Annotated in this window: 19 protein-coding genes; 10 read left to right on the top strand and 9 right to left on the bottom strand. The window is 67.2% G+C overall.

Annotation, left to right across the window (positions count from 1 at the left end):
• Positions 1–238: 238 nt before the first annotated feature.
• The 9 genes from AT699_RS07535 to AT699_RS07495 all read left to right on the top strand — a co-directional run bounded on the left by AT699_RS07535 (position 239) and on the right by AT699_RS07495 (position 7953).
• Positions 239–427: a hypothetical protein gene (locus tag AT699_RS07535; RefSeq protein ID WP_006389355.1), complete on the top strand. Its 189-nt coding sequence runs from the start codon at positions 239–241 to the stop codon at positions 425–427.
• A 154-nt stretch (positions 428–581) separates the two neighbouring features.
• Positions 582–1097, top strand: coding sequence for an RDD family protein (locus AT699_RS07530; protein ID WP_006389354.1), 516 nt, complete (start codon positions 582–584; stop codon positions 1095–1097).
• 149 nt (positions 1098–1246) lie between these two features.
• A complete protein-coding gene (locus AT699_RS07525; RefSeq protein ID WP_024068136.1) occupies positions 1247–2155 on the top strand; it encodes a DUF2167 domain-containing protein in 909 nt (302 codons plus the stop codon).
• A gap of 3 nt (positions 2156–2158) precedes the next feature.
• On the top strand, positions 2159–2884 hold the full coding sequence (locus tag AT699_RS07520; RefSeq protein WP_006389352.1) for a site-2 protease family protein: 726 nt from the start codon (positions 2159–2161) through the stop codon (positions 2882–2884).
• 105 nt (positions 2885–2989) lie between these two features.
• Entirely contained in the window at positions 2990–3862 is an 873-nt protein-coding gene (locus AT699_RS07515) for a UDP-2,3-diacylglucosamine diphosphatase (RefSeq protein WP_085941830.1), read from the top strand.
• 128 nt (positions 3863–3990) lie between these two features.
• Entirely contained in the window at positions 3991–5658 is a 1668-nt protein-coding gene (locus tag AT699_RS07510) for an acyl-CoA synthetase (RefSeq protein WP_024068135.1), read from the top strand.
• Between the two features lie 44 nt (positions 5659–5702).
• Positions 5703–6224, top strand: a complete 522-nt coding sequence (locus AT699_RS07505) for a gamma carbonic anhydrase family protein (RefSeq protein ID WP_006389349.1) — start codon at positions 5703–5705, stop codon at positions 6222–6224.
• Between the two features lie 86 nt (positions 6225–6310).
• A complete protein-coding gene (gene hslO, locus AT699_RS07500) occupies positions 6311–7240 on the top strand; it encodes an Hsp33 family molecular chaperone HslO (RefSeq protein WP_020924651.1) in 930 nt (309 codons plus the stop codon).
• Between the two features lie 137 nt (positions 7241–7377).
• Positions 7378–7953, top strand: coding sequence for a TadE/TadG family type IV pilus assembly protein (locus AT699_RS07495; RefSeq protein ID WP_024068134.1), 576 nt, complete (start codon positions 7378–7380; stop codon positions 7951–7953).
• 21 nt (positions 7954–7974) lie between these two features.
• Here AT699_RS07495 and ftsB read toward each other — a convergent pair whose 3' ends face one another.
• The 4 genes from ftsB to AT699_RS07475 all read right to left on the bottom strand — a co-directional run bounded on the left by ftsB (position 7975) and on the right by AT699_RS07475 (position 11926).
• Positions 7975–8406, bottom strand: a complete 432-nt coding sequence (gene ftsB, locus AT699_RS07490; protein WP_024068133.1) for a cell division protein FtsB — start codon at positions 8404–8406, stop codon at positions 7975–7977.
• A gap of 64 nt (positions 8407–8470) precedes the next feature.
• Positions 8471–9757, bottom strand: a complete 1287-nt coding sequence (gene eno / locus AT699_RS07485; RefSeq protein ID WP_006389345.1) for a phosphopyruvate hydratase — start codon at positions 9755–9757, stop codon at positions 8471–8473.
• Positions 9758–9761: 4 nt separating this feature from the next.
• On the bottom strand, positions 9762–10046 hold the full coding sequence (locus AT699_RS07480; protein ID WP_006389344.1) for a DUF1330 domain-containing protein: 285 nt from the start codon (positions 10044–10046) through the stop codon (positions 9762–9764).
• A gap of 227 nt (positions 10047–10273) precedes the next feature.
• Positions 10274–11926, bottom strand: coding sequence for a CTP synthase (locus tag AT699_RS07475; protein ID WP_006389343.1), 1653 nt, complete (start codon positions 11924–11926; stop codon positions 10274–10276).
• Between the two features lie 193 nt (positions 11927–12119).
• On the opposite strand from AT699_RS07475, the gene AT699_RS07470 reads away from it, so the two are divergent.
• A complete protein-coding gene (locus AT699_RS07470) occupies positions 12120–13124 on the top strand; it encodes a hypothetical protein (RefSeq protein ID WP_024068132.1) in 1005 nt (334 codons plus the stop codon).
• A gap of 77 nt (positions 13125–13201) precedes the next feature.
• Here the strand turns inward: AT699_RS07470 and AT699_RS07465 are convergent, their stop codons facing one another.
• From AT699_RS07465 to gsiC, 5 genes are all read right to left on the bottom strand, one after another.
• Positions 13202–14992, bottom strand: coding sequence for an aminopeptidase P family protein (locus tag AT699_RS07465; RefSeq protein WP_024068131.1), 1791 nt, complete (start codon positions 14990–14992; stop codon positions 13202–13204).
• 8 nt (positions 14993–15000) lie between these two features.
• Positions 15001–15819 (bottom strand): M55 family metallopeptidase, encoded by an 819-nt coding sequence (locus tag AT699_RS07460; RefSeq protein WP_020924656.1) that lies wholly within the window; start codon positions 15817–15819, stop codon positions 15001–15003.
• A gap of 20 nt (positions 15820–15839) precedes the next feature.
• The gene (locus AT699_RS07455; RefSeq protein ID WP_006389339.1) at positions 15840–16934 is read right to left on the bottom strand and encodes a DmpA family aminopeptidase; all 1095 of its coding nucleotides are present in this window, start codon (positions 16932–16934) and stop codon (positions 15840–15842) included.
• 169 nt (positions 16935–17103) lie between these two features.
• Positions 17104–18006 carry a glutathione ABC transporter permease GsiD gene (gene gsiD / locus AT699_RS07450; protein ID WP_020924658.1) on the bottom strand — a complete coding sequence of 301 codons (903 nt, stop codon included), beginning with the start codon at positions 18004–18006 and terminating at the stop codon, positions 17104–17106.
• A gap of 7 nt (positions 18007–18013) precedes the next feature.
• Positions 18014–18934 (bottom strand): glutathione ABC transporter permease GsiC, encoded by a 921-nt coding sequence (gene gsiC / locus AT699_RS07445; RefSeq protein WP_006389337.1) that lies wholly within the window; start codon positions 18932–18934, stop codon positions 18014–18016.
• Between the last annotated feature and the right edge of the window lie 61 nt (positions 18935–18995).

The raw sequence follows: 18995 nt of genomic DNA, 5'->3' as shown, positions 1-18995 counted from the left end.
GCATTCCATTCCCCGGGCGTCCGGCCTCCTGCCCCCATGCCACTGCGCGCGCGTTGTAAAAGCGCCGCAACATCGCGCCCGTATCTTTGCTTATGCTGCCCCGCAGCGCCGATTTGGGGCATCATCAGCACCAGGATGTTGCCGATACGCACCAGGCACTTGCACAGCTTCAGGGTTAACCCTATAATTCGGGTTATCCCTAGTAGCTAAACAACAGTGCAAGCCCGTGGAGGCTATTGTGATCAACCCGAACAACACCATCCGCCTGACCGACGAACTCGAGCGTCAACTGATGCTCCAGGCTATTGAAGAACAGTTCCGCCCGCACCCGATGCGTGCGTTGGCCGCCGGCCTGCGTAAGCTGGCCCACGGTATCCGTGCCCTGGCTGGCAAGACGAGCGCCAAGAACGCGCACTCGGCCGCCTGAAGCAGGATTGCAGGCCTGATGGCCTGAACGATTTCCCCTTGGGGGCTGCATAGCCCCTTTTATAGACCCGCCCTTACCGGCGGGTTTTTTTTATGGCCGGAGCCGGGAAACCGTCAACCCACCGGGTGGCCGCTTTGTCGGATAATACCGGCCCATGACCGACGCCTCCCTCGACCAGACCCCCAACCGGCTGCGCCGGTTCGCCTGCATGATGTACGAAGCCGTGCTGCTGTTCGGCGTGGTCTTCCTGGCGGGATACCTCATGGATACCCTGACCCAGAGCAAGAACGCGCTGGAACTGCGGCCCGCCCGCCAGGCCTGGCTGTTCGTGGCCATTGGCGCCTATTTCGTGCTGTGCTGGCGCCGCCGCGGCCAGACGCTGCCGATGAAGACATGGAACATCCGGCTGGTCGATCGCGATGGCAACCCGCCGTCCACCGCCCGCCTGATCCTGCGCTACGTGCTGGCGTGGCCGCTGGTGCTGGCGGGCGCCGCCGTGGTGTGGGCCGCCGCCAGCGCCACCGGCTGGCCCTCGATGGACATGTTCATCGTGGCCGCGCCGTTCACGATCTTCATCTGGTCCTGGTTCGATCCGGACGGCCAGTTCCTGCACGACCGCCTGCTCGGCACCCGCCTGCGCAACGCGCCGCAGCGCAAGAAGACCCGTTGAGCGACAGGAATCGGACGCCTGAACGGGCGCTGAACATACCTGCTTACAACTGGCAAAATCGTGCGGCGAATTAGGCGTTGGCTTTCAGAAAGTTGAAAGTCGCGTGCAAAGACAATGGGGCCCCTTTCACAGACGCTCCAATAATTATCATGCGCGCTTTCCTTTCCCGCCTGTCCCTGGCCGCCGCCAGTGCCTTGTTGTTCCTGCCCTTCGGCGCCTCGGCCCAGAATGCCGCCGCGCAGCAGGAAATCGAGGCCGCCATGAAGGCAGCCTACGCCGCCGCCCAGGAAGGCCCGGCCGACGTCAAGCTGGGCGACCAGGCCGTGGTGCACCTGCCTGAATCGATGTTCTTCGTGCCGCGCATCCAGGCCGACCGCCTGATGGCGGCCGACGGCAACGGCAAGGATCCCTCGCTGCTGGGCGTGGTCATGCCCAAGAGCGACGATGACGACTGGGTCATCACCGTCAATTTCGACAAGGCCGGCTACATCAAGGACGACGACGCCAAGAACTGGAACGTCAGCGAACTGCTGGACAGCCTGCGCGATGGCACCGAAGAGTCAAACGTCGAGCGCAAGAAGCGCGGCTTCCCCGAGCTGGTGATGGACGGCTGGGTCGAGGCGCCCAAGTACGACAGCAGCACGCAGCGCCTGGTCTGGTCGGTGGCCGTCAAGCACAAGGGCGAAACCGCCAACGACAATCCCACCGTCAACTACAACACCTACGCGCTGGGCCGCGACGGCTACATCACGCTGGACCTGATCACGCAGAAGAACCTGGTGCCGAAGGACAAGACCGCGGTGCTGACCCTGCTGGACAACCTGAAGTACGTCGAAGGCAAGCGCTACGCCGACTTCAACTCGTCCACCGACAAGGTCGCCGAATACGGCCTGGCCGCGCTGGTCGCGGGCGTGGCCGCCAAGAAGCTGGGCCTGTTCGCCGTGATCGCCGCGTTCCTGGCCAAGTTCGCCAAGGTCGGCATCCTGGCGGCCGCCGCGCTGGGCGGCGGCCTGTGGAAGCGCTTTCGCGGCAAGAAGGCGGAACAACAGCAGCCCTGAGCCATGAAGCTGCTCCTGTTGCTGTTCTCGGGTATCAAGTACCTGAAGTTCGGCAAGCTGCTGGCGACCGGCGGCACCATGCTGCTGTCGGTCGCGGTCTATGCCTTCGTGTTCGGCTGGCGCTACGCGGCAGGCTTCGTGCTGTTGCTGCTGGTGCATGAACTGGGCCATTACATCGCGGCGCGCCAGCGCGGCCTGGATGTCGGCGCACCCGTGTTCATTCCATTCGTGGGCGCCTGGATACAGCTGAAGGAGATGCCGCACGATGCCGATACCGAGGCCTACGTGGGCCTGGGCGGCCCGCTGGCGGGCACGGTGGCCTCGCTGGCCTGCTATTTCGCGGCGCGCAGCACCGGCAGCGACCTGCTGCTGGCGCTGTCCTACGCGGGCTTCTTCATCAACCTCTTCAACCTGATCCCGCTTTCGCCGTTCGACGGCGGCCGCATCACCGCGGTGCTGTCGCCGCGCATCTGGCTGGTGGGCGTGCCGGTGCTGGTGGCGCTGTTTTTCTGGCGCCCCAGCCCGATCCTGATCCTGGTGGCCGTGCTGGCGTTTCCCAACGTCATCCGGGCGTTCAAATACGACCCCGCCCTGCCCGAGAACCAGGCCTATTACGGCACGACGCTGGAAAGCAAGCTGACCTACACCTGCGCCTACCTGGGGCTGGTCTGCGTGCTGGCCATCATGGCCCACGACGTGCACGACATGCTGAGCCATCTACGCGCCTGAAGCGGGTTCATCTGACAGCGCCCGGCGCCCGCCGGGCGCGGCCGTCACAACAGCGTCACTTTTTTTTCATGTCACGGTCATCGCGGGGTGGTTTCATTCCCAGGCATGACGACAGCCCCCATGGACAGCACCGTGAACGAAATCCGCCCCACGCACTGGCGCGCTCTCTGGATTTCCGATATTCACCTGGGCACCGCCGGGTGCAAGGCGGAGTTCCTGCTGGATTTCCTCGAGCACAACGATTCCGACACCCTCTACCTGGTCGGCGACATCGTCGACGGCTGGCAGCTGCGCAAGCACTGGCATTGGCCGCGGGCCCACAACGACGTGATCCAGCGCATCCTGCGCAAGGCCCGCAACGGCACCCGGGTGGTGTTCATCCCCGGCAACCATGACGAATTCGCGCGCGAGTTCGCCGGCTACGCGTTCGGCGACATCGAGATCCTGGACGAAGACGTGCACGTGACCGCCAAGGGCATGCGCCTGCTGGTGCTGCACGGCGACCAGTTCGATGGCGTGATCCAGCACAGCCGCTGGCTGGCGCACCTGGGCGACGGCCTCTACCAACTGGCGCTGTGGATCAACCACCATTTCAACCGCCTGCGCCACCGCCTGGGGCTGCACTACTGGTCGCTGTCGCAGTACCTCAAGCACAAGGTCAAGAACGCCGTGTCCTTCATCACCGACTTCGAGGAGGCGCTGGCCGGCGAGGCCCGCCGCCGCGGCCTGGACGGGGTGGTCTGCGGCCATATCCACAAGGCCGAGCTGCGCGACGTGGGCGGCATCCTGTACTGCAACGACGGCGACTGGGTGGAAAGCCTGTCGGCCCTGGCCGAGACCCATGACGGCCAGCTGCAACTGCTGGACTGGGCCGCGATCCAGGCCGAACGCCAGGCCGACCCGGCGCAGCGCAAGCCGCGCTCGCTGTCGTTGCCGGCGCTGCCGTCGGCGCTGCGCCGCCAGGGCAAGCACCCGTGATAACCCTTATACGTCCCCGTTACGCAACGGGGATATTGCAGTTCACGGCCCTCTAGGTCATGCTTGCAATTGGGGCAACGGGCAAAAACTGACCCGTTCACGCTGCAACATGCTCACAACATAGGGCCATGAACGACCAATATCAGGTGCTCTACCAAACATTCCGCTGGCTGGTTCCCACCCAGTTCAACATTGCGGAAGCGTGCTGCCACCGCTGGGCATCCAGTAGTCCGGATGCGCGGCGCATCGCCATCTACTACGAAGATGAAGCCGGCAACCGCGAGGTCTGGACCTATGCGCGGCTGGCCGAGGCCGCCAATCAGCTGGCCAATGGCCTGGTGAAGATGGGCGTGGGCCGCGGCGACCGCGTCGGTGTGGTTTTGGGACAACGCCCTGAGACCGTGGTCGCGCACATGGCGATCTACAGCGTGGGCGCGGTGGTGTTGCCGTTGTCGGCCCTGTTCGGTCCCGAAGCCCTGCAAAGCCGCCTGTGCGATTCGGAGACCCGCGTCGCCATCGTCGACCACGCCTCCAGCGCCAACCTGCTGGCCGTCAGCGACAACTGCCCCAACCTGCAACAGATCATCGGCATCGGCTTCGCCGACGAGCGCGTGCTGCCCTGGCGCAGCCTGCTGGCGCGCCAACCCAGTGAATTCAAGCCGGTGCCGACGCGCTCGTCGGATCCGGCCATCCTGCTCTATACCTCCGGCACCACCGGCGCGCCCAAGGGCGCCCTGCTGCCGCACAGCGCGCTGATCGGCAACCTGCCCGGCTTCGTGGCCTCGCAGGACTGGTTTCCGCGGCCCGCCGACGTGTTCTGGTCGCCGGCCGACTGGGCCTGGACCGGCGGCATGATGGATGCGCTGCTGCCCACGCTGTATTTCGGCCATCCCATCGTCGGCACCCGCGGCCGCTTCTCGGTCGAGCGGGCGTTCGAGCTGATGGAGCGCTATCAGATCACCAACACCTTCCTGTTCCCGACCGCGCTCAAGATGATGATGAAAGCGGTGCCCGAACCCCGCAATCGCTATCAGCTGGCCCTGCGCTCGATCATGAGCGCCGGCGAAAGCGTCGGCGAGACCGTCTTCGAGTGGTGCCAGTCCGCCCTGGGCGTGACGCCCAACGAAATGTTCGGCCAGACCGAAATGAACTACGTGGTCGGCAACAGCCAGAAGCGCTGGCCGGCCAAGCCGGGCAGCATGGGCCGGCCCTACCCGGGCCATCGGGTCGCGGTGCTGGACGACGCCGGTCAGCCGGTGGCGGCCGGAGAAACCGGCGAAATCGCCGTCAATCGCTACGATATCCACGGTTATCCCGACCCGGTCCTGTTCCTGGGCTACTGGCGCAACGAAGCCGCCACCCAGGCCAAGTTCAAGGGCGACTGGTGCCTGACGGGCGACCTGGCGCGGATCGACGCAGACGGCTACCTCTGGTACGCCGGCCGCGCCGACGACGTGTTCAAGTCATCCGGCTACCGCATCGGCCCGGGTGAAATCGAAAGCTGCCTGATCGGCCACCCCGCGGTGGCCAATGCCGCCGTGGTGCCCAAACCGGACGCCGAGCGCGGCGCGGTGGTCAAGGCCTACGTGGTGCTGACACCCGAATTCGCCCAGCGCGACCGCAACGACATCATCGAAAACCTGCAGGAACACGTGCGCGAACGCCTGGCGCCCTACGAATACCCGAAGGAAATCGAGTTCGTCGAAGAGCTGCCCATGACCACCACCGGTAAAATCCAGCGTCGCATCCTGCGCCAGCGCGAAGAAGAACGCGCGCGGGCGTCCAGGCCCCAATGACGCGGGCGGGTCCGCCAGGGACCCGCCGTATCCGGAGACAGGGCATGCCCATTTACCAGCTCGACGACCTCATTCCCCGCATCGATCCCGCCGCCTACGTGGCCGACAGCGCCGACATCATCGGCAACGTCACGCTGGAAGCCGGCGTCAGCATCTGGTCGCACGTCTCGATCCGGGGCGACAACGACGCCATCCTGATCCGCCAGGGCACCAATATCCAGGAAGGCAGCGTGCTGCACGTGGATACCGGCTGTCCCATGACCATCGGCCCCAACGTCACCGTGGGCCACCAGGCCATGCTGCACGGCTGCACCATCCACGAAGGCGCGCTGGTGGGCATGCAGGCGATCGTGCTGAACAATGCCGTGATCGGCCGCAATTGCCTGATCGGCGCGGGCGCCATCATCCCTGAAGACCGGGTGATTCCGGACAATTCCCTGGTCATCGGCATCGGCAAGATCGTGCGCGAGCTGTCCGACGAGGAAATCGCCAATCTGCACAAGAACACCGCCCACTACGTGGCGCGCGGCCAACACTACAAGACGGCCTTGAAGCGGCTGGCCTGACATTGCCGCCGGGAACGCCCCGGCAAGGGCCTACACCCCTGTCGCCGGCAGGGGGAATCGGCCGTCCGATCGGCTAACATTCCCCCATGACCGATCAGCTCAAGAAATACCTCCTCGAAGACCGCAGCGTCCGCGTCCAAGCGGTGCGCCTCACGGATACCTGGAAGGCCGTCCAGGCCAACCACGACTACCCGCCCGCCATCACCCACTTGCTGGGCGAACTGGTGGCGGCCTCCACCCTGCTGGCCGCCAACATCAAGTTCGACGGCTCGCTGGTACTGCAGATCCAGGGCGACGGCCCGATCGCGCTGCTGGTGGTGGAATGCCGTTCCGACCTCAGCCTGCGCGCCACCGTGAAAGTGCGCGAAGGCCATGACGTGCCGGCCGACGGCGACATGCAGAGCCTGCTCAACCCCGGCGGCAATGGCCGCTTCATCGTGGTGCTGGATCCGCAGCACAAGGTGCCCGGACAGCAGGCCTACCAGGGCATTGTGCCGCTGGAAGGCGATACCGTCGCCGAGGCCCTGCAGCACTATATGAAGGCCTCCGAGCAGCTGGACACCCGCTTGTGGCTGGCCGCGGACGGCGAACACGCCGCCGGCATGCTGATCCAGCGCCTGCCCTACCACGGCGGCGCGGATGCGCCGGCCCTGACCGAGCAGGCCGCCGCCGAGACCTGGGACCGCGCCTCGGCGCTGGCCGCCACGCTCAAGCGCGAGGAACTGCTGGCCACCGATATCGACACCCTGATCCACCGCCTGTATTGGGAAGAGACGCTGGTGGCGTTCGACCCGCAGCCGGTGCGCTGGCACTGTCCCTGCACCCGCGAGCGCGTGGCCAACATGCTGCGCTCGCTGGGCGAGGACGAGGTCAAGGACATCCTGGCCGAACGCGGCCAGGTCGACGTGTCCTGCGATTTCTGCGGCAAACCGTATGCCTTCGACGCGGTCGACTGCGCCGCCCTGTTCACCTCCAGCCCGCCCACCGCGGACGGTACGCCGCCGACGGTGCACTGACGTCCCCGGCAGCCCCCTCGGCTTGCACGAATCGACAGGCGGTCATGCCCGCGCCACACTGGCCGGCCATGACCGCCTTTTTCTTGCCCCGCCGTTCCTTGCCTTCGTCCTTTGCGCCGGGCGCTGCAAGGCCTCGTGTGCCGCAACGCGGCGCCGCCGCGCTCGAATTCACCCTGGTCATGGCCGTGCTCCTGTCCGTGGCGGCGCTGGTGGCCGACGCGGCGCGCTGGCAGGTGACACGCCAGGTCGCCCATCTGGCCTTGATGGAAGCCGCCCGCGCGGGCAGCACCGGCCACGCCGATCCCACCCGCATCCGCGACGCCTTCCTGAGGGCGCTGCGGCCACTGCATGCCGGCCCGCAGGGCGAGACCGCCGGGCGCCGGCTGGCCCACAGCCAGGAACGTATCGCCGCGCGGATGGACACGGTGCCGTGGCGCATCGAAATCCTGCAGCCCGATATCTTCCGCGCCAACACACTCAGGCTGCGGCTGACCTACCTGTACCAGCCATTGCTACCGCCGCTACGGACACTGCTGGCGGGCCTGGCGGAAAACGACGGCAGCTACGCCGCCGCCGCGCGCGCGCGAGGCCTGGCGCCCATCAGCATCGAACTCGAAATGGAAATGCACAGCAAGCCGGTGGACTGGCTTGCCGGTCCGCCGTATCCGGCGGGCGTGGTGCAGGGGGTATGCCGCAGCCTGCGCTGCCCGTGAATGGGCAGCTTTTGGATGCGATCAGTGCCGGGAGGAGGAGCCGGCGTTGCCGCCGGAGGCCCCCGTAGCCGGCCGCGCGGCGGGCCTGGGCGGCGTGGCGGGCGCGCTGGCGCGGGTGGGAGTGGCTGGCCGCGCCGCGGCATCGGTCGCCAATGAAGCGCCGCCCGCGGGCGGCTGGGTGTTCTGGGGCAGGATATGCACGAAGACTTCGCCTTCGCGCATCATGCCCAGTTCGCCCCGGGCCCGTTCCTCGATGGCGCCGGAACCGTTGTCCAGGTCGCGGACTTCGGCTTCCAGCGCGGCGTTGCGCGCGCGCAGGCCTTCGTTGGTCTCGCGCTGCGCCGCCACCTGGCGTTGCAGGTCCCAGACCTTGAACCAGCCGCCCTTCCCCAGCCAAAGCGGGTATTGGATCAGCCCTACCAGCACGAACAGCACCAGGAACAACAGGCGCATACGCGGGAACCCTCAGCAGTCGTGGCGCTAACAGGGCCGCGGCGCGTGCCGCGGCCCGCTTACGTTAACGCAAGTTGTAGAAGGCTTCCAGACCGGGGTACGACGCCACTTCGGCCAGTTCTTCCTCGATGCGCAGCAGCTGGTTGTACTTGGCCATGCGGTCCGAACGCGACAGCGAACCGGTCTTGATCTGCATGGCATTGGTGGCCACGGCGATGTCGGCGATGGTCGAGTCCTCGGTTTCGCCCGAACGGTGCGAAACGACGGCGGTGTAGCCGGCGCGCTTGGCCATTTCGATGGCGGCGAAGGTCTCGGTCAGGGTGCCGATCTGGTTGATCTTGATGAGGATCGAGTTGGCCACGCCCTTCTGGATGCCTTCGCGCAGGATCTTGGTGTTGGTGACGAACAGGTCGTCGCCCACCAGCTGCACCTTCTTGCCGAGCTGGTCGGTCAGCAGCTTCCAGCCTTCCCAGTCGTTTTCGGCCATGCCGTCCTCGATCGAGATGATCGGGTACTTGTCGCACCAGGTGGCCAGCAGGTTGGTGAATTCCTGCGAGGACAGCGAGATGCCGCCTTCGCCGGCCAGGGTGTACTTGCCGTCGCGGTAGAACTCGGAGCTGGCGCAGTCCAGGCCCAGGGCGATCTGCGTGCCCGGCTCGTAGCCGGCTTCGGTGATGGCCTTCAGGATCAGCTGGATCGCGGCTTCGTGGCTGGCCACGTTGGGGGCGAAACCGCCCTCGTCGCCCACCGCGGTGGACATGCCCTGGCCGTGGATCAGCTTCTTGAGCATGTGGAAGACTTCGGCGCCCCAGCGCAGGGCCTCGCGGAAGCTGCCCGCGCCCACCGGCAGGATCATCAGTTCCTGCAGGTCGAGGGTGTTGTTGGCGTGCGCGCCGCCGTTGATGACGTTCATCATCGGCACCGGCATGCTCATGGGGCCGCTGCCGCCGAAATAGCGGTACAGCGACAGGCCGGACTCGTCGGCGGCGGCGCGGGCCACGGCCATCGAGGCGGCCAGGATGGCGTTGGCGCCCAGGCGTTCCTTGGACTCGGTGCCGTCCAGCTCGATCAGGGTGCGATCGACGAAGGTCTGCTCCTGGGCGTCCAGGCCCATCAGCGCTTCCGAGATTTCGGTATTGAGGTTCTCGACGGCGCGCAGCACGCCCTTGCCGAGATAGCGGCCCTTGTCGCCGTCGCGCAGCTCGATGGCTTCGCGGGCGCCGGTGGACGCGCCCGACGGCACGGCCGCGCGGCCCATGGCGCCGGACTCCAGCAACACGTCACATTCGACGGTCGGGTTGCCGCGCGAATCCAGGATCTCGCGGCCGATGATATCGACAATTGCACTCATGACTTTACATTCCCTGAACGATAAACATATTCATCACGGCCGCGCCTTCGCGGGCATTGCGGGCGCGTCGGTACTGCCAGGAGTCGTAGAAGGCCTGGGCCGCGGCCATGGACGGAAACTCCATGACGACGGTGCGGCCGGGCTCACGCCCCTCGAGGTGCCGGGATTCGCCGCCGCGCACCAGGATCTTGGCATCGTACGCGCGCATGGCGAGCGTGGACAGACGCTTGTAATCCTCGTACTGCGCGGGCTTGGTCACTGTGACGTCGGCGATGAGATAGGCACTCATGGGGTTCCTTCAGGGCAGTTGCGTTGATGGGGTCGCGGCGCGGGACCGCATGACACAGGCAGTGTCGCGCAACACGGTCGCGCCGTGCCTGTCCGATGCTAAGTGGTTGTATCCGAAAGCAGCGCAGCGGCGCGGGGCCGCGGCGCATTGTCCGCCAGGAGCGACGGCGGGAACAAGGCCGGCGGCCCGGGCGGCGCAGATGCGCGGCTCGGTGCCGCCGGCCTGCATTACGCCCCCTGGCCGCGGCGAGCCTTCTGCTCGATGGCGGCGCGGATGTAGCTGGAGAACAGCGGGTGGCCGTCGCGCGGGGTCGACGTGAACTCCGGGTGGAACTGGACGCCGACGAACCAGGGATGGTCGGGCAGTTCCATGATTTCCGGCAGGTTCTCGGTCGGGGTGCGCGCGCTGATCACCATGCCGGCCTCTTCCAGGCGCGGCACGTAGACGTTGTTGACTTCGTAGCGGTGGCGATGGCGTTCGTTGACTTCGTCGCCGTAGATCGACTGGGCGCGGGTGCCCGGCTTGATCGGCACGCGTTGCGCGCCCTTGCGCATGGTGCCGCCCAGGTCGGACGAGTTGTCGCGCTTCTCGACCTTGCCTTCGCGGTCCATCCATTCGGTGATCAGGGCCACCACGGGATGCGGCGCCGACGGATCGAACTCGGTGCTGTTGGCGCCGCCCAGGCCGGCCACGTGGCGCGCGAACTCGATCACGGCCAGCTGCATGCCCAGGCAGATGCCCAGGTACGGCACGCCGTTTTCACGGGCGTAGCGGATCGCGGCGATCTTGCCTTCGGTGCCGCGCTTGCCGAAGCCGCCCGGCACCAGGATGGCGTCCAGGTGCTTGAGCTGGTCGGTGCCGCGGGTTTCGATGTCTTCGGAATCGATGTACTCGATGTTGATCTTCGAGCGCGTGTGGATGCCGGCGTGCACCAGGGCTTCGGTCAGCGACTTGTACGACTCGGTCAGGTCGACGTACTTGCCGACCATGCCGATGGTGAGCTGGTGCTCGGGGTGTTCGAGCGCATCGACCAGGTTGTCCCACATGGACAGGTCGGCCGGCGGCGGGGTCAGGCCCAGCGCTTCGCAGACGATGTTGTCCACGCCCTGCTTGTGCAGCATGGCCGGGATCTTGTAGATCGAGTCGGCGTCCCACACCGAGATGACGGCATCCAGGGGGACGTTGGAGAACATCGAGATCTTGGCGCGTTCGTCGTCCGGGATGGGACGGTCGGCGCGGCACAGCAGCGCGTTCGGGTAGATGCCGATTTCGCGCAGCTTCTGCACCGAGTGCTGGGTCGGCTTGGTCTTGAGTTCGCCGGCGGATGCGATGAACGGCACCAGCGTCAGGTGCACGAAGGCGGCGTTGTTGCGGCCCATGCGCAGGCTCATCTGGCGCGCGGCTTCCAGGAAGGGCAGCGATTCGATGTCGCCCACGGTGCCGCCGATCTCGACGATGGCGACGTCGGTGTTGCCATTCCAGGCGGCGTCGGCGCCACGGGCGATGAAGTCCTGGATCTCGTTGGTGATGTGCGGGATGACCTGGACGGTCTTGCCCAGGTAGTCGCCACGGCGCTCTTTGCGCAGCACCGATTCGTAGATCTGCCCGGTGGTGAAGTTGTTCACCTTGTGCATGCGGGCGGACACGAAACGCTCGTAGTGGCCCAGGTCCAGGTCGGTTTCGGCGCCGTCTTCCGTGACGAACACCTCACCATGCTGGAACGGGCTCATGGTGCCCGGATCGACGTTGATGTAGGGATCGAGCTTGAGCATGGTGACCTGCAGACCACGCGACTCGAGGATGGCGGCAAGCGACGCAGCGGCGATGCCCTTGCCCAGGGAAGACACCACTCCGCCGGTGACAAATACGTATTTGGTCATCGTAATAAGCGCCCGGGACGAGCGGGCGCGTGCGGGAAATTTGGATTATAGCCGGGAGGCGGAACTTGTCTGGGTTTTCCCCTAGCGGGCCAGGCGTAACATTTGGCTGCACTCGCGCCGAAGACCGAAATGCCGTGGCGGCGACCTTCATGCTATGGTCGTCCCCGATTTTCTCGTCCCTAGGCCCCCGCCGATGAACCTTCCGACCGCACACCCGAACACGCTGGCCAGGCGCCTGACCACGGCCGCCGTCGGCCTACAGCTGCTGGGCGCCATCCTGGTCCAGCTCTACCTGATAAGCGCCGGACCGCTGGCCGCGCTGACGCGCGAGGCGTTTGCCCGGCCCGACATGGTGGCGAGCACGGTCGTGAACATCGTCGCCGGCTGCATCCTGGTCGGCCTGACCACCTGGGGCGCCACGCAGCGCTGGCTGCGCCGGCACAACGCGGGCGGCGTCGACCGCCCGGGCCGGATGGTGGCCGTGCTGCTGGTGGTCTCGCTGGTGCTGTTCGTGCTGATCTCGACCGGCCTGGCGTTGCTGAATCACGGCTTCTACGCGCTCATCGTCAGGCACAAGGAATGGGTGGACCAGGCCTTCGGCTATTACGGCACCCGCCGCATGCTGCTGATGGCCCTGCCGCCCAAGCTGTGCGCCATCCTGCTCACCATCCTGGGCAGCTGGCTGGCGGTGCGCATCGCGGCCTGGAGCGTCACGCCCGTCGCCGCCACGCAGGCGCCGTTCCTGCAGCGGCGCCACGCCGCGTGGATCGCCGCGCTGACGCTGCTGCTGTGGCAGTTGCACGTCGCGCTGGTGATCGGCCTGTACTTCATGAGCGATGCGGGATCGGCCGGCATGCTGGAACACGCGATCGGCTACTGGATAGTGCCCGCGTTGCTGCTGGCGCTGGCCGCATGGGTCTGCCTGCGCAGCCTGCCGCAAGCGCTCGGCACGGCCGGCATGGGCCGCGCCATCGCCCACGGCACCTTCGCCTTCTGGCTGACCCAGGCGCTGGGAATCGGCCTGGCGCTTTTGATCATCAGGACCATGACCTGGAGCCAGCTGATGCGCGCGGCCGCGTCGTACACGACCTCGGTGGTGTCGGTGCTGATCTACAGCGTGCTGCTGGCGCTGAGCTGCTATCTCGGCGCCCGGCTGTTCTACCGCCGCCGGACGCCGCCGGAGAGCGCCTCGGCCTGAGCGTGAGCGCCGCGCGATGGCGCGCATGCCATGGAAAAAGGCCCCGAGGGGCCTTTTTCCATGGTCGGAAACAGCGATCAGATGGCCGCGGTGCGCCGCTCCAGCCAAGCCAGGGCCTCGCCTTCCACCAGCGGCGACAGGCGCTCGAGCACGGTCTTGTGATAGTCGTTCAGCCACGCGATTTCATCCGCGCGCAGCAGCGACGGTTCGATGCAGCGCGTGTCGATCGGGCACAGCGTCAGCGTCTCGAAACACAGGAACTCGCCCAGTTCGGACGTCAGCCAGGCGCGGTTGGCCACCAGGTTCTCGATGCGCACGCCCCAGCGGCCCGGGCGGTAGATGCCCGGTTCGTTGGACGTGATCATGCCCGGTTCCATCGCCGTGTGCGGGCCGGGGGCCGCGCGGTAGGAGATGACCTGCGGACCTTCGTGCACGTTCAGGAAATAGCCCACGCCGTGGCCGGTGCCGTGGCCATATTCGGCGCCACCTTCCCAGATCGGGGCGCGCGCGATGGCGTCCAGCATCGGCGACGGCGTGCCGCGCGGGAACGAGGCGCGCGACAGCGCGATCATGCCCTTGAGCACCAGCGTGAAGTCGACTTTCTGGTCGGCGCTGGGCGCGCCCACCGCGACCACGCGGGTGATGTCGGTGGTGCCGCCCAGGTACTGGCCGCCCGAGTCGATCAGCAACAGGCCGTCGCCCTCGATGGTGGCGTGCGACTCGGCCGTGGCGCGGTAGTGCGGCATGGCGCCGTTGGCGTTGAAGCCGGCGATGGTGGCGAAGCTGGGGCAGACGTAATCCGGGCGGCGCGCGCGGGCGGCGGTGATCTGCTCGTCGATGGTCAGCTCGGTGATGCGCTGGTTGCCCAGCGCGCCTTCGAACCAGGCGAAGAACTCGCACAGGGCGGCGCCATCCTGCGCCATGGCGTGGCGCACGTTGGCCAACTCGGCGTCGGTCTTGCGCGACTTGAGCAGCGTGGACGGGTTGATCGCCTCGACGCGCGGCACGGCCGGATCCATCGCGTGGAACACGCCGCAGGTGACGCGGGCCGGGTCAATCAGCAGCTTCTGGTCCAGTTCGAGCGAGGCCAGCGCGTCGGCGGCCTGGGCGTAATCGGCCACCTCGACGCCATCGGCGGCCAGCGTGGCGCGCAGCGCGGCGTCGATCTTGCCGTCGGCCACGAACAGCGTGGCGTGGTCCAGGCCGATCAGGGCGTGGCCGACGAACACCGGGTTGTAGTCGACGTCGGCGCCGCGCAGGTTCAGGAGCCAGGCGATGTCATCGAGCGTGCTGATGAAATGCACGTCGGCGCCGTGGGCGCGCATGGCGGCGCGCACCTGGGCCAGCTTGTCGGCGCGCGCGACACAGGCCTGCGGCGCCACGTGTTCGTAGATCGCGGCCGACGGCAGGCCGGCGCGGTCCGTCCAGATGTCGTCCAGCAGGTCGGCGCGGATTTCCAGCGTCGCGCCCGATGCGGCGGCGGCCGCCGACAGCGCGCGGAACGCGGCCAGGCCCAGCACCTGCCCATCGACGCCGATGACGTCGCCGACGCGGGTGTTGGCGGCCAGCCAGTCCACATGGCCCGGCGTGGTGGCGACGGCGATCTTCATCAGCTGCACGCCGGTGCCGGCCAGTTGCGCCTCGGCCTGCACCCAATAGCGGCTGTCGACCCACAACCCGGCGAAATCGGCCGTCACGACCAGCGTGCCCACCGAGCCCGTGAAGCCCGACAGCCAGCGCCGGCCCTGCCAGCGCGCCGGCAGGTACTCGGACAGGTGCGGATCCGAGGACGGCACGATATAGGCGGACAGGCTGCGGCGGCGCATGGCCTGCCGCAGTTGGGCGATACGGGTGTCGGTGCTGGACATGGGTTTCCTTAGCGCAACATGAAGGACATGGCGGCCAGGCTGTTCAGGGTGCGGATGGCGGCCTGCATGCTGTCCGTGGTGAACCGCAGCGTCACGCCGTCCACGCGCTCCAGCGTGGGCCACATGCAGAACAGGTCGGCCAGGGCCGACGACTGCGTCTGCAACCGGCATTCTATAGGGGCGGGGATGCGGAACGGAACCGCCTTCTTCACATTACGCACGGCGGTCTCCGCAGCGGCGGCGATCGCGCGGCGCGAGGCCGCCGGCGACAGCGTCACGCCGCTGCCCTGGCCATGCGCCACCTTGGTCTGCACCCACTGGGCGCCGGGGAACAGGTCGGTGGTCTCGGCGATGAACACGTCGTCGCCGGTGGCCAGGATGACGGGCACGCCCATTTCACCGGCCAGCGCGCCGTACAGGCCGGCCTCGCCCAGTTCCATGCCGTTGATGAAGACGCGCGCGAAGGCGAAGCTGTTGATGGTGTGCGCCAGGATGCCGCGGCCCTGCGAGCGCGAGTGGTAGCCGATCATGAAGACGGCGTCGCAGCCCTCTTCCAGGCCGCCCATCATGCCCAGGTAGCGCGGCTTGCCCAGCACCAGGCGGGCGCGTTCGTCGATGCCGTCCGGCAACAGGTTGCGGAAACCGCCGTGCGAATCGTTGACCAGGATCTCTTCGGCGCCGCCGGCGATGGCGCCCTGCACGGCGGCGTTGGCCTCGGCCGTCATCCAGGCGCGGGCGCGCTCGTATTCGCCGTTGCCGGCGCGCACTTGTTCGGCGTGGAAGACGCCGGCGACGCCTTCGATATCGGTGGAAATCAGGATCTTCATGGAGTGTGCCTTCGTAGGATTCAGAATTCGGTGTCGGCCAGCCATTGGCGCCAGTCGGGCGCGGCCTCGCGGATGGCGGCGCGGTGATGGCCGTCGCGGCCGCGCACGCCCTCGGCCTGCCACAGCGCGGCGATGATGGCCTGCTCGCAGGCCTCGGCCGCCGCCTCGAACAGCGGATCGATGCGGGTCTCGTGCAGCATGGCGATGGCCGGCATCGGCCGCTCGGCCTGTTGCGGCACGGTGTATGCGGTGGAGAACGCCAGCGCGATGTCGCCGCTGCCATGGCCGAACACCGAGCCGGTGCGGGCCAGGCCGGCGCCGGCGCGCAGCGACAGGCGGCGCAGCTGGCGCGCGTCGAGCGGCGCGTCGGTGGCCACCAGCAGGATGATAGATCCCTTCTCCGGCACGATGGCGGCGTTCTCGCCGGCCTGCGCCAGGCCGCGGTCCAACTGGTCCGCCAGCCGCCGGCCAAAGGGCCGGCCCGCCACCGTCAGGTTGGGCAGGCGGCCAAAATTGGCCAGCACCAGCGCGCCCACGGTATGGCGCAGGCCCGGCTGGATCGAGGCCACGCGCGAGGCTGAGCCGATGCCGCCCTTGAAGGAAAAGCACGACATGCCGCGGCCTGCGCCGACCGCGCCCTGCGCCATGCGCTTGTCCGCGGCGGCCAGCGCCTGGGCGTAGTGCGACTCCTGCACCGCCATGGCCTGGATGTCATTCAGGTAGCCGTCGTTGCATTCGAAGACCAGCGGATTGACCGTCGACATGCCGCGGCCGATCTCGGGCGTGGCCGCCACCGCCGCGCGGATCTGGGCGTTGGCCACGGTGCCCACGCCGAAAGTGTTGGTCAGCGCGATCGGCGTTTCCAGCACGCCCAGTTCCTGCACCTGGACCAGGCCGGTGCTCTTGCCGAAGCCGTTCAGCACCGTGGCGGCCGCCGGCACCTTGTCCAGGAACGGGTTGCCGCCGTGCGGACGCAGCACGGTCACGCCGGTCTGCAGCGCGCCATCGTCCAGCGTGCAGTGGCCGACGCTGATGTCGCCCACGTCGCAGATCGAATCGAGCGGGCCGGCGTCCAGCTTGCCGATGCGGGGTTGGTCGAACGCTTGTTTTTCCATGCTTGTCGCTGCGTGTCGCCACGCTCCAGAATGCAAAATGCCGCCGTCCCGCGCGACCGTGGCGCGCGCCGCGAGGCGGGCGCCCGGACGCGGGCGGCGGCAAGGGGATCAATGGGGCGCGCCGCGCCCCGAAGGGCGGCCGGCGCGGCGGCCATCATCCGCTTGGCGGTTACTTGCGGTCGATCTTGGGATCGAGCGCGTCGCGCAGGCCGTCGCCCAGCAGGTTGAACGCCAGCACGGTCAGGAAGATCGCCAGCGCCGGGAAGATCGCCACATGCGGGGCGATCACCATGTCGGCACGCGCCTCGTTCAGCATCGCGCCCCACTCCGGCGTGGGGGGCGAAGCGCCCATGCCCAGGAACGACAGGCTGGCCGCGGTGATGATCGAGGTGCCGATACGCATCGTGCCGTACACCACGATCGGCGAGATCGTGCCGGGCAGGATGTGGCGCATGATGATGGTCCAGTCGGACGCGCCCACGCTCTTGACCGCTTCGACGTAGGTCATCTGCTTGATCGACAGCGTGTTGCCGCGCACCAGGCGGGCGAACGCCGGCACGCTGAACACGGCCACGGCCACGATCACGTTGACCATGCTCGAACCCAGGATCGCGACCACGCCGATGGCCAGCAGCATGCCGGGGAACGCCAGCAGCACGTCGGAGATACGCATCGTGATGCGTTCCCACCAGCCTTCGTAGTAGCCGGCCATCAGGCCCATGAAGGTACCGACGATGGCGCCCATGGCGACCGACAGGAAGCCGGCGGCCAGCGAGATGCGCGCGCCCATGATGATGCGGCTGAAGATGTCGCGGCCGAGCGAGTCCACGCCCAGCCAGTGCGTCCAGGACGGACCGGCGTTGAGCGCGTCGTAGTCGAAGAAGTTCTCCGGGTCGAACGGCACGATCCAGGGGGCGAGGATCGCCACCACGACCAGCAGCAGGACGAAGACGCCGGCGCCCACGGCCAGCTTCTGCTTCTTGAATTTGCGCCAGAACTCGGTGGCGGGCGTGCGCACGTCGTTCTTGGGCACGGCGGCGGCAACGGTTGCGGCGGGTGTCGTATTGCTCATGGCCGCCTCACTTGTAACGGATGCTGGGATTGATGACGCCGTAGAGCACGTCGACAATCAGGTTGATCAGGATGAATTCCAGCGAGAACAGCAGCACCAGGCCCTGGATCACCGGATAGTCGCGCTGGGTCACGGCGTCGACCAGCAGGCGGCCGAGGCCGGGCCAGTTGAACACCGTCTCGACCACGATCGAGCCGCCCAGCAGGAAGCCGAACTGCAGGCCCATCATGGTGACGACAGGAATCAGCGCGTTGCGCAGCGCGTGCTTGATGACCACGCGGCGCTCGCTCAGGCCCTTGGCCCGGGCGGTGCGCACGAAGTCTTCCTGCACCACTTCGACGAAGGACGCGCGGGTGAAGCGCGCCATCACCGCGGCCACGGCCGCGCCCAGCGTGATGGACGGCAGGATGTAGTGTTTCCAGCTGGAGGCGCCCACGGTCGGCAGCCAGCCCAGGTTCACGGAGAAGATCTGCATCAGCATCATGCCCAGCGCGAAGGCGGGGAACGAGATGCCGGACACCGCCAGCGTCATGCCGAGGCGGTCGGGCCAGCGGTTGCGCCACACGGCCGACACGATGCCGATGATCATGCCGAAGGTGACGGACCAGACCATGCTCGCGATGGTCAGCCACAGCGTGGGCATGAAGCGATCGGCGATTTCGGTCGAGACGGGACGCTTGGTACGCAGCGAGGTACCCAGGTCGCCTTGCAGCATGTGACTGAAGTAGCGCACGAATTGCTGCGGCAGGGGCAGATCCAGCCCCAGTTCCTTGCGCACCAGTTCGACGGTCTGCTGGTCGGCCTCCTGGCCCGCGGCCAGTCGCGCCGGGTCGCCCGGAAGCATGTGCACAAACAGGAACACGACCACGGCCACCAGCAGCAGCGTGGGGATCATGCCCAAAAGACGTTTGACGATGTAGGTCAGCATTGAAATTCCTGCAACATCGGCGGGGACACCGCGTCCCCGCCGTATGTGGCCTTGCAAGGGG

The sequence above is a fragment of the Achromobacter xylosoxidans genome (assembly GCF_001457475.1).
Lineage (GTDB): Bacteria > Pseudomonadota > Gammaproteobacteria > Burkholderiales > Burkholderiaceae_B > Achromobacter > Achromobacter xylosoxidans.
This window is presented reverse-complemented; position numbering and strand designations above follow the sequence as displayed.

Bases quoted from the DNA above. Each gene is read 5' to 3' on its own strand.
- AT699_RS07475 (WP_006389343.1), bottom strand. From the start codon at position 11,926: ATGACCAAATACGTATTTGTCACCGGCGGAGTGGTGTCTTCCCTGGGC.
- gsiC (WP_006389337.1), bottom strand. From the start codon at position 18,934: ATGCTGACCTACATCGTCAAACGTCTTTTGGGCATGATCCCCACGCTG.
- AT699_RS07465 (WP_024068131.1), bottom strand. From the start codon at position 14,992: ATGTCCAGCACCGACACCCGTATCGCCCAACTGCGGCAGGCCATGCGC.
- AT699_RS07480 (WP_006389344.1), bottom strand. From the start codon at position 10,046: ATGAGTGCCTATCTCATCGCCGACGTCACAGTGACCAAGCCCGCGCAG.
- AT699_RS07470 (WP_024068132.1), top strand. From the start codon at position 12,120: ATGAACCTTCCGACCGCACACCCGAACACGCTGGCCAGGCGCCTGACC.
- AT699_RS07520 (WP_006389352.1), top strand. From the start codon at position 2,159: ATGAAGCTGCTCCTGTTGCTGTTCTCGGGTATCAAGTACCTGAAGTTC.
- AT699_RS07530 (WP_006389354.1), top strand. From the start codon at position 582: ATGACCGACGCCTCCCTCGACCAGACCCCCAACCGGCTGCGCCGGTTC.
- AT699_RS07510 (WP_024068135.1), top strand. From the start codon at position 3,991: ATGAACGACCAATATCAGGTGCTCTACCAAACATTCCGCTGGCTGGTT.
- hslO (WP_020924651.1), top strand. From the start codon at position 6,311: ATGACCGATCAGCTCAAGAAATACCTCCTCGAAGACCGCAGCGTCCGC.
- AT699_RS07460 (WP_020924656.1), bottom strand. From the start codon at position 15,819: ATGAAGATCCTGATTTCCACCGATATCGAAGGCGTCGCCGGCGTCTTC.
- ftsB (WP_024068133.1), bottom strand. From the start codon at position 8,406: ATGCGCCTGTTGTTCCTGGTGCTGTTCGTGCTGGTAGGGCTGATCCAA.
- AT699_RS07455 (WP_006389339.1), bottom strand. From the start codon at position 16,934: ATGGAAAAACAAGCGTTCGACCAACCCCGCATCGGCAAGCTGGACGCC.
- gsiD (WP_020924658.1), bottom strand. From the start codon at position 18,006: ATGAGCAATACGACACCCGCCGCAACCGTTGCCGCCGCCGTGCCCAAG.
- AT699_RS07505 (WP_006389349.1), top strand. From the start codon at position 5,703: ATGCCCATTTACCAGCTCGACGACCTCATTCCCCGCATCGATCCCGCC.
- AT699_RS07525 (WP_024068136.1), top strand. From the start codon at position 1,247: ATGCGCGCTTTCCTTTCCCGCCTGTCCCTGGCCGCCGCCAGTGCCTTG.
- AT699_RS07515 (WP_085941830.1), top strand. From the start codon at position 2,990: ATGACGACAGCCCCCATGGACAGCACCGTGAACGAAATCCGCCCCACG.
- eno (WP_006389345.1), bottom strand. From the start codon at position 9,757: ATGAGTGCAATTGTCGATATCATCGGCCGCGAGATCCTGGATTCGCGC.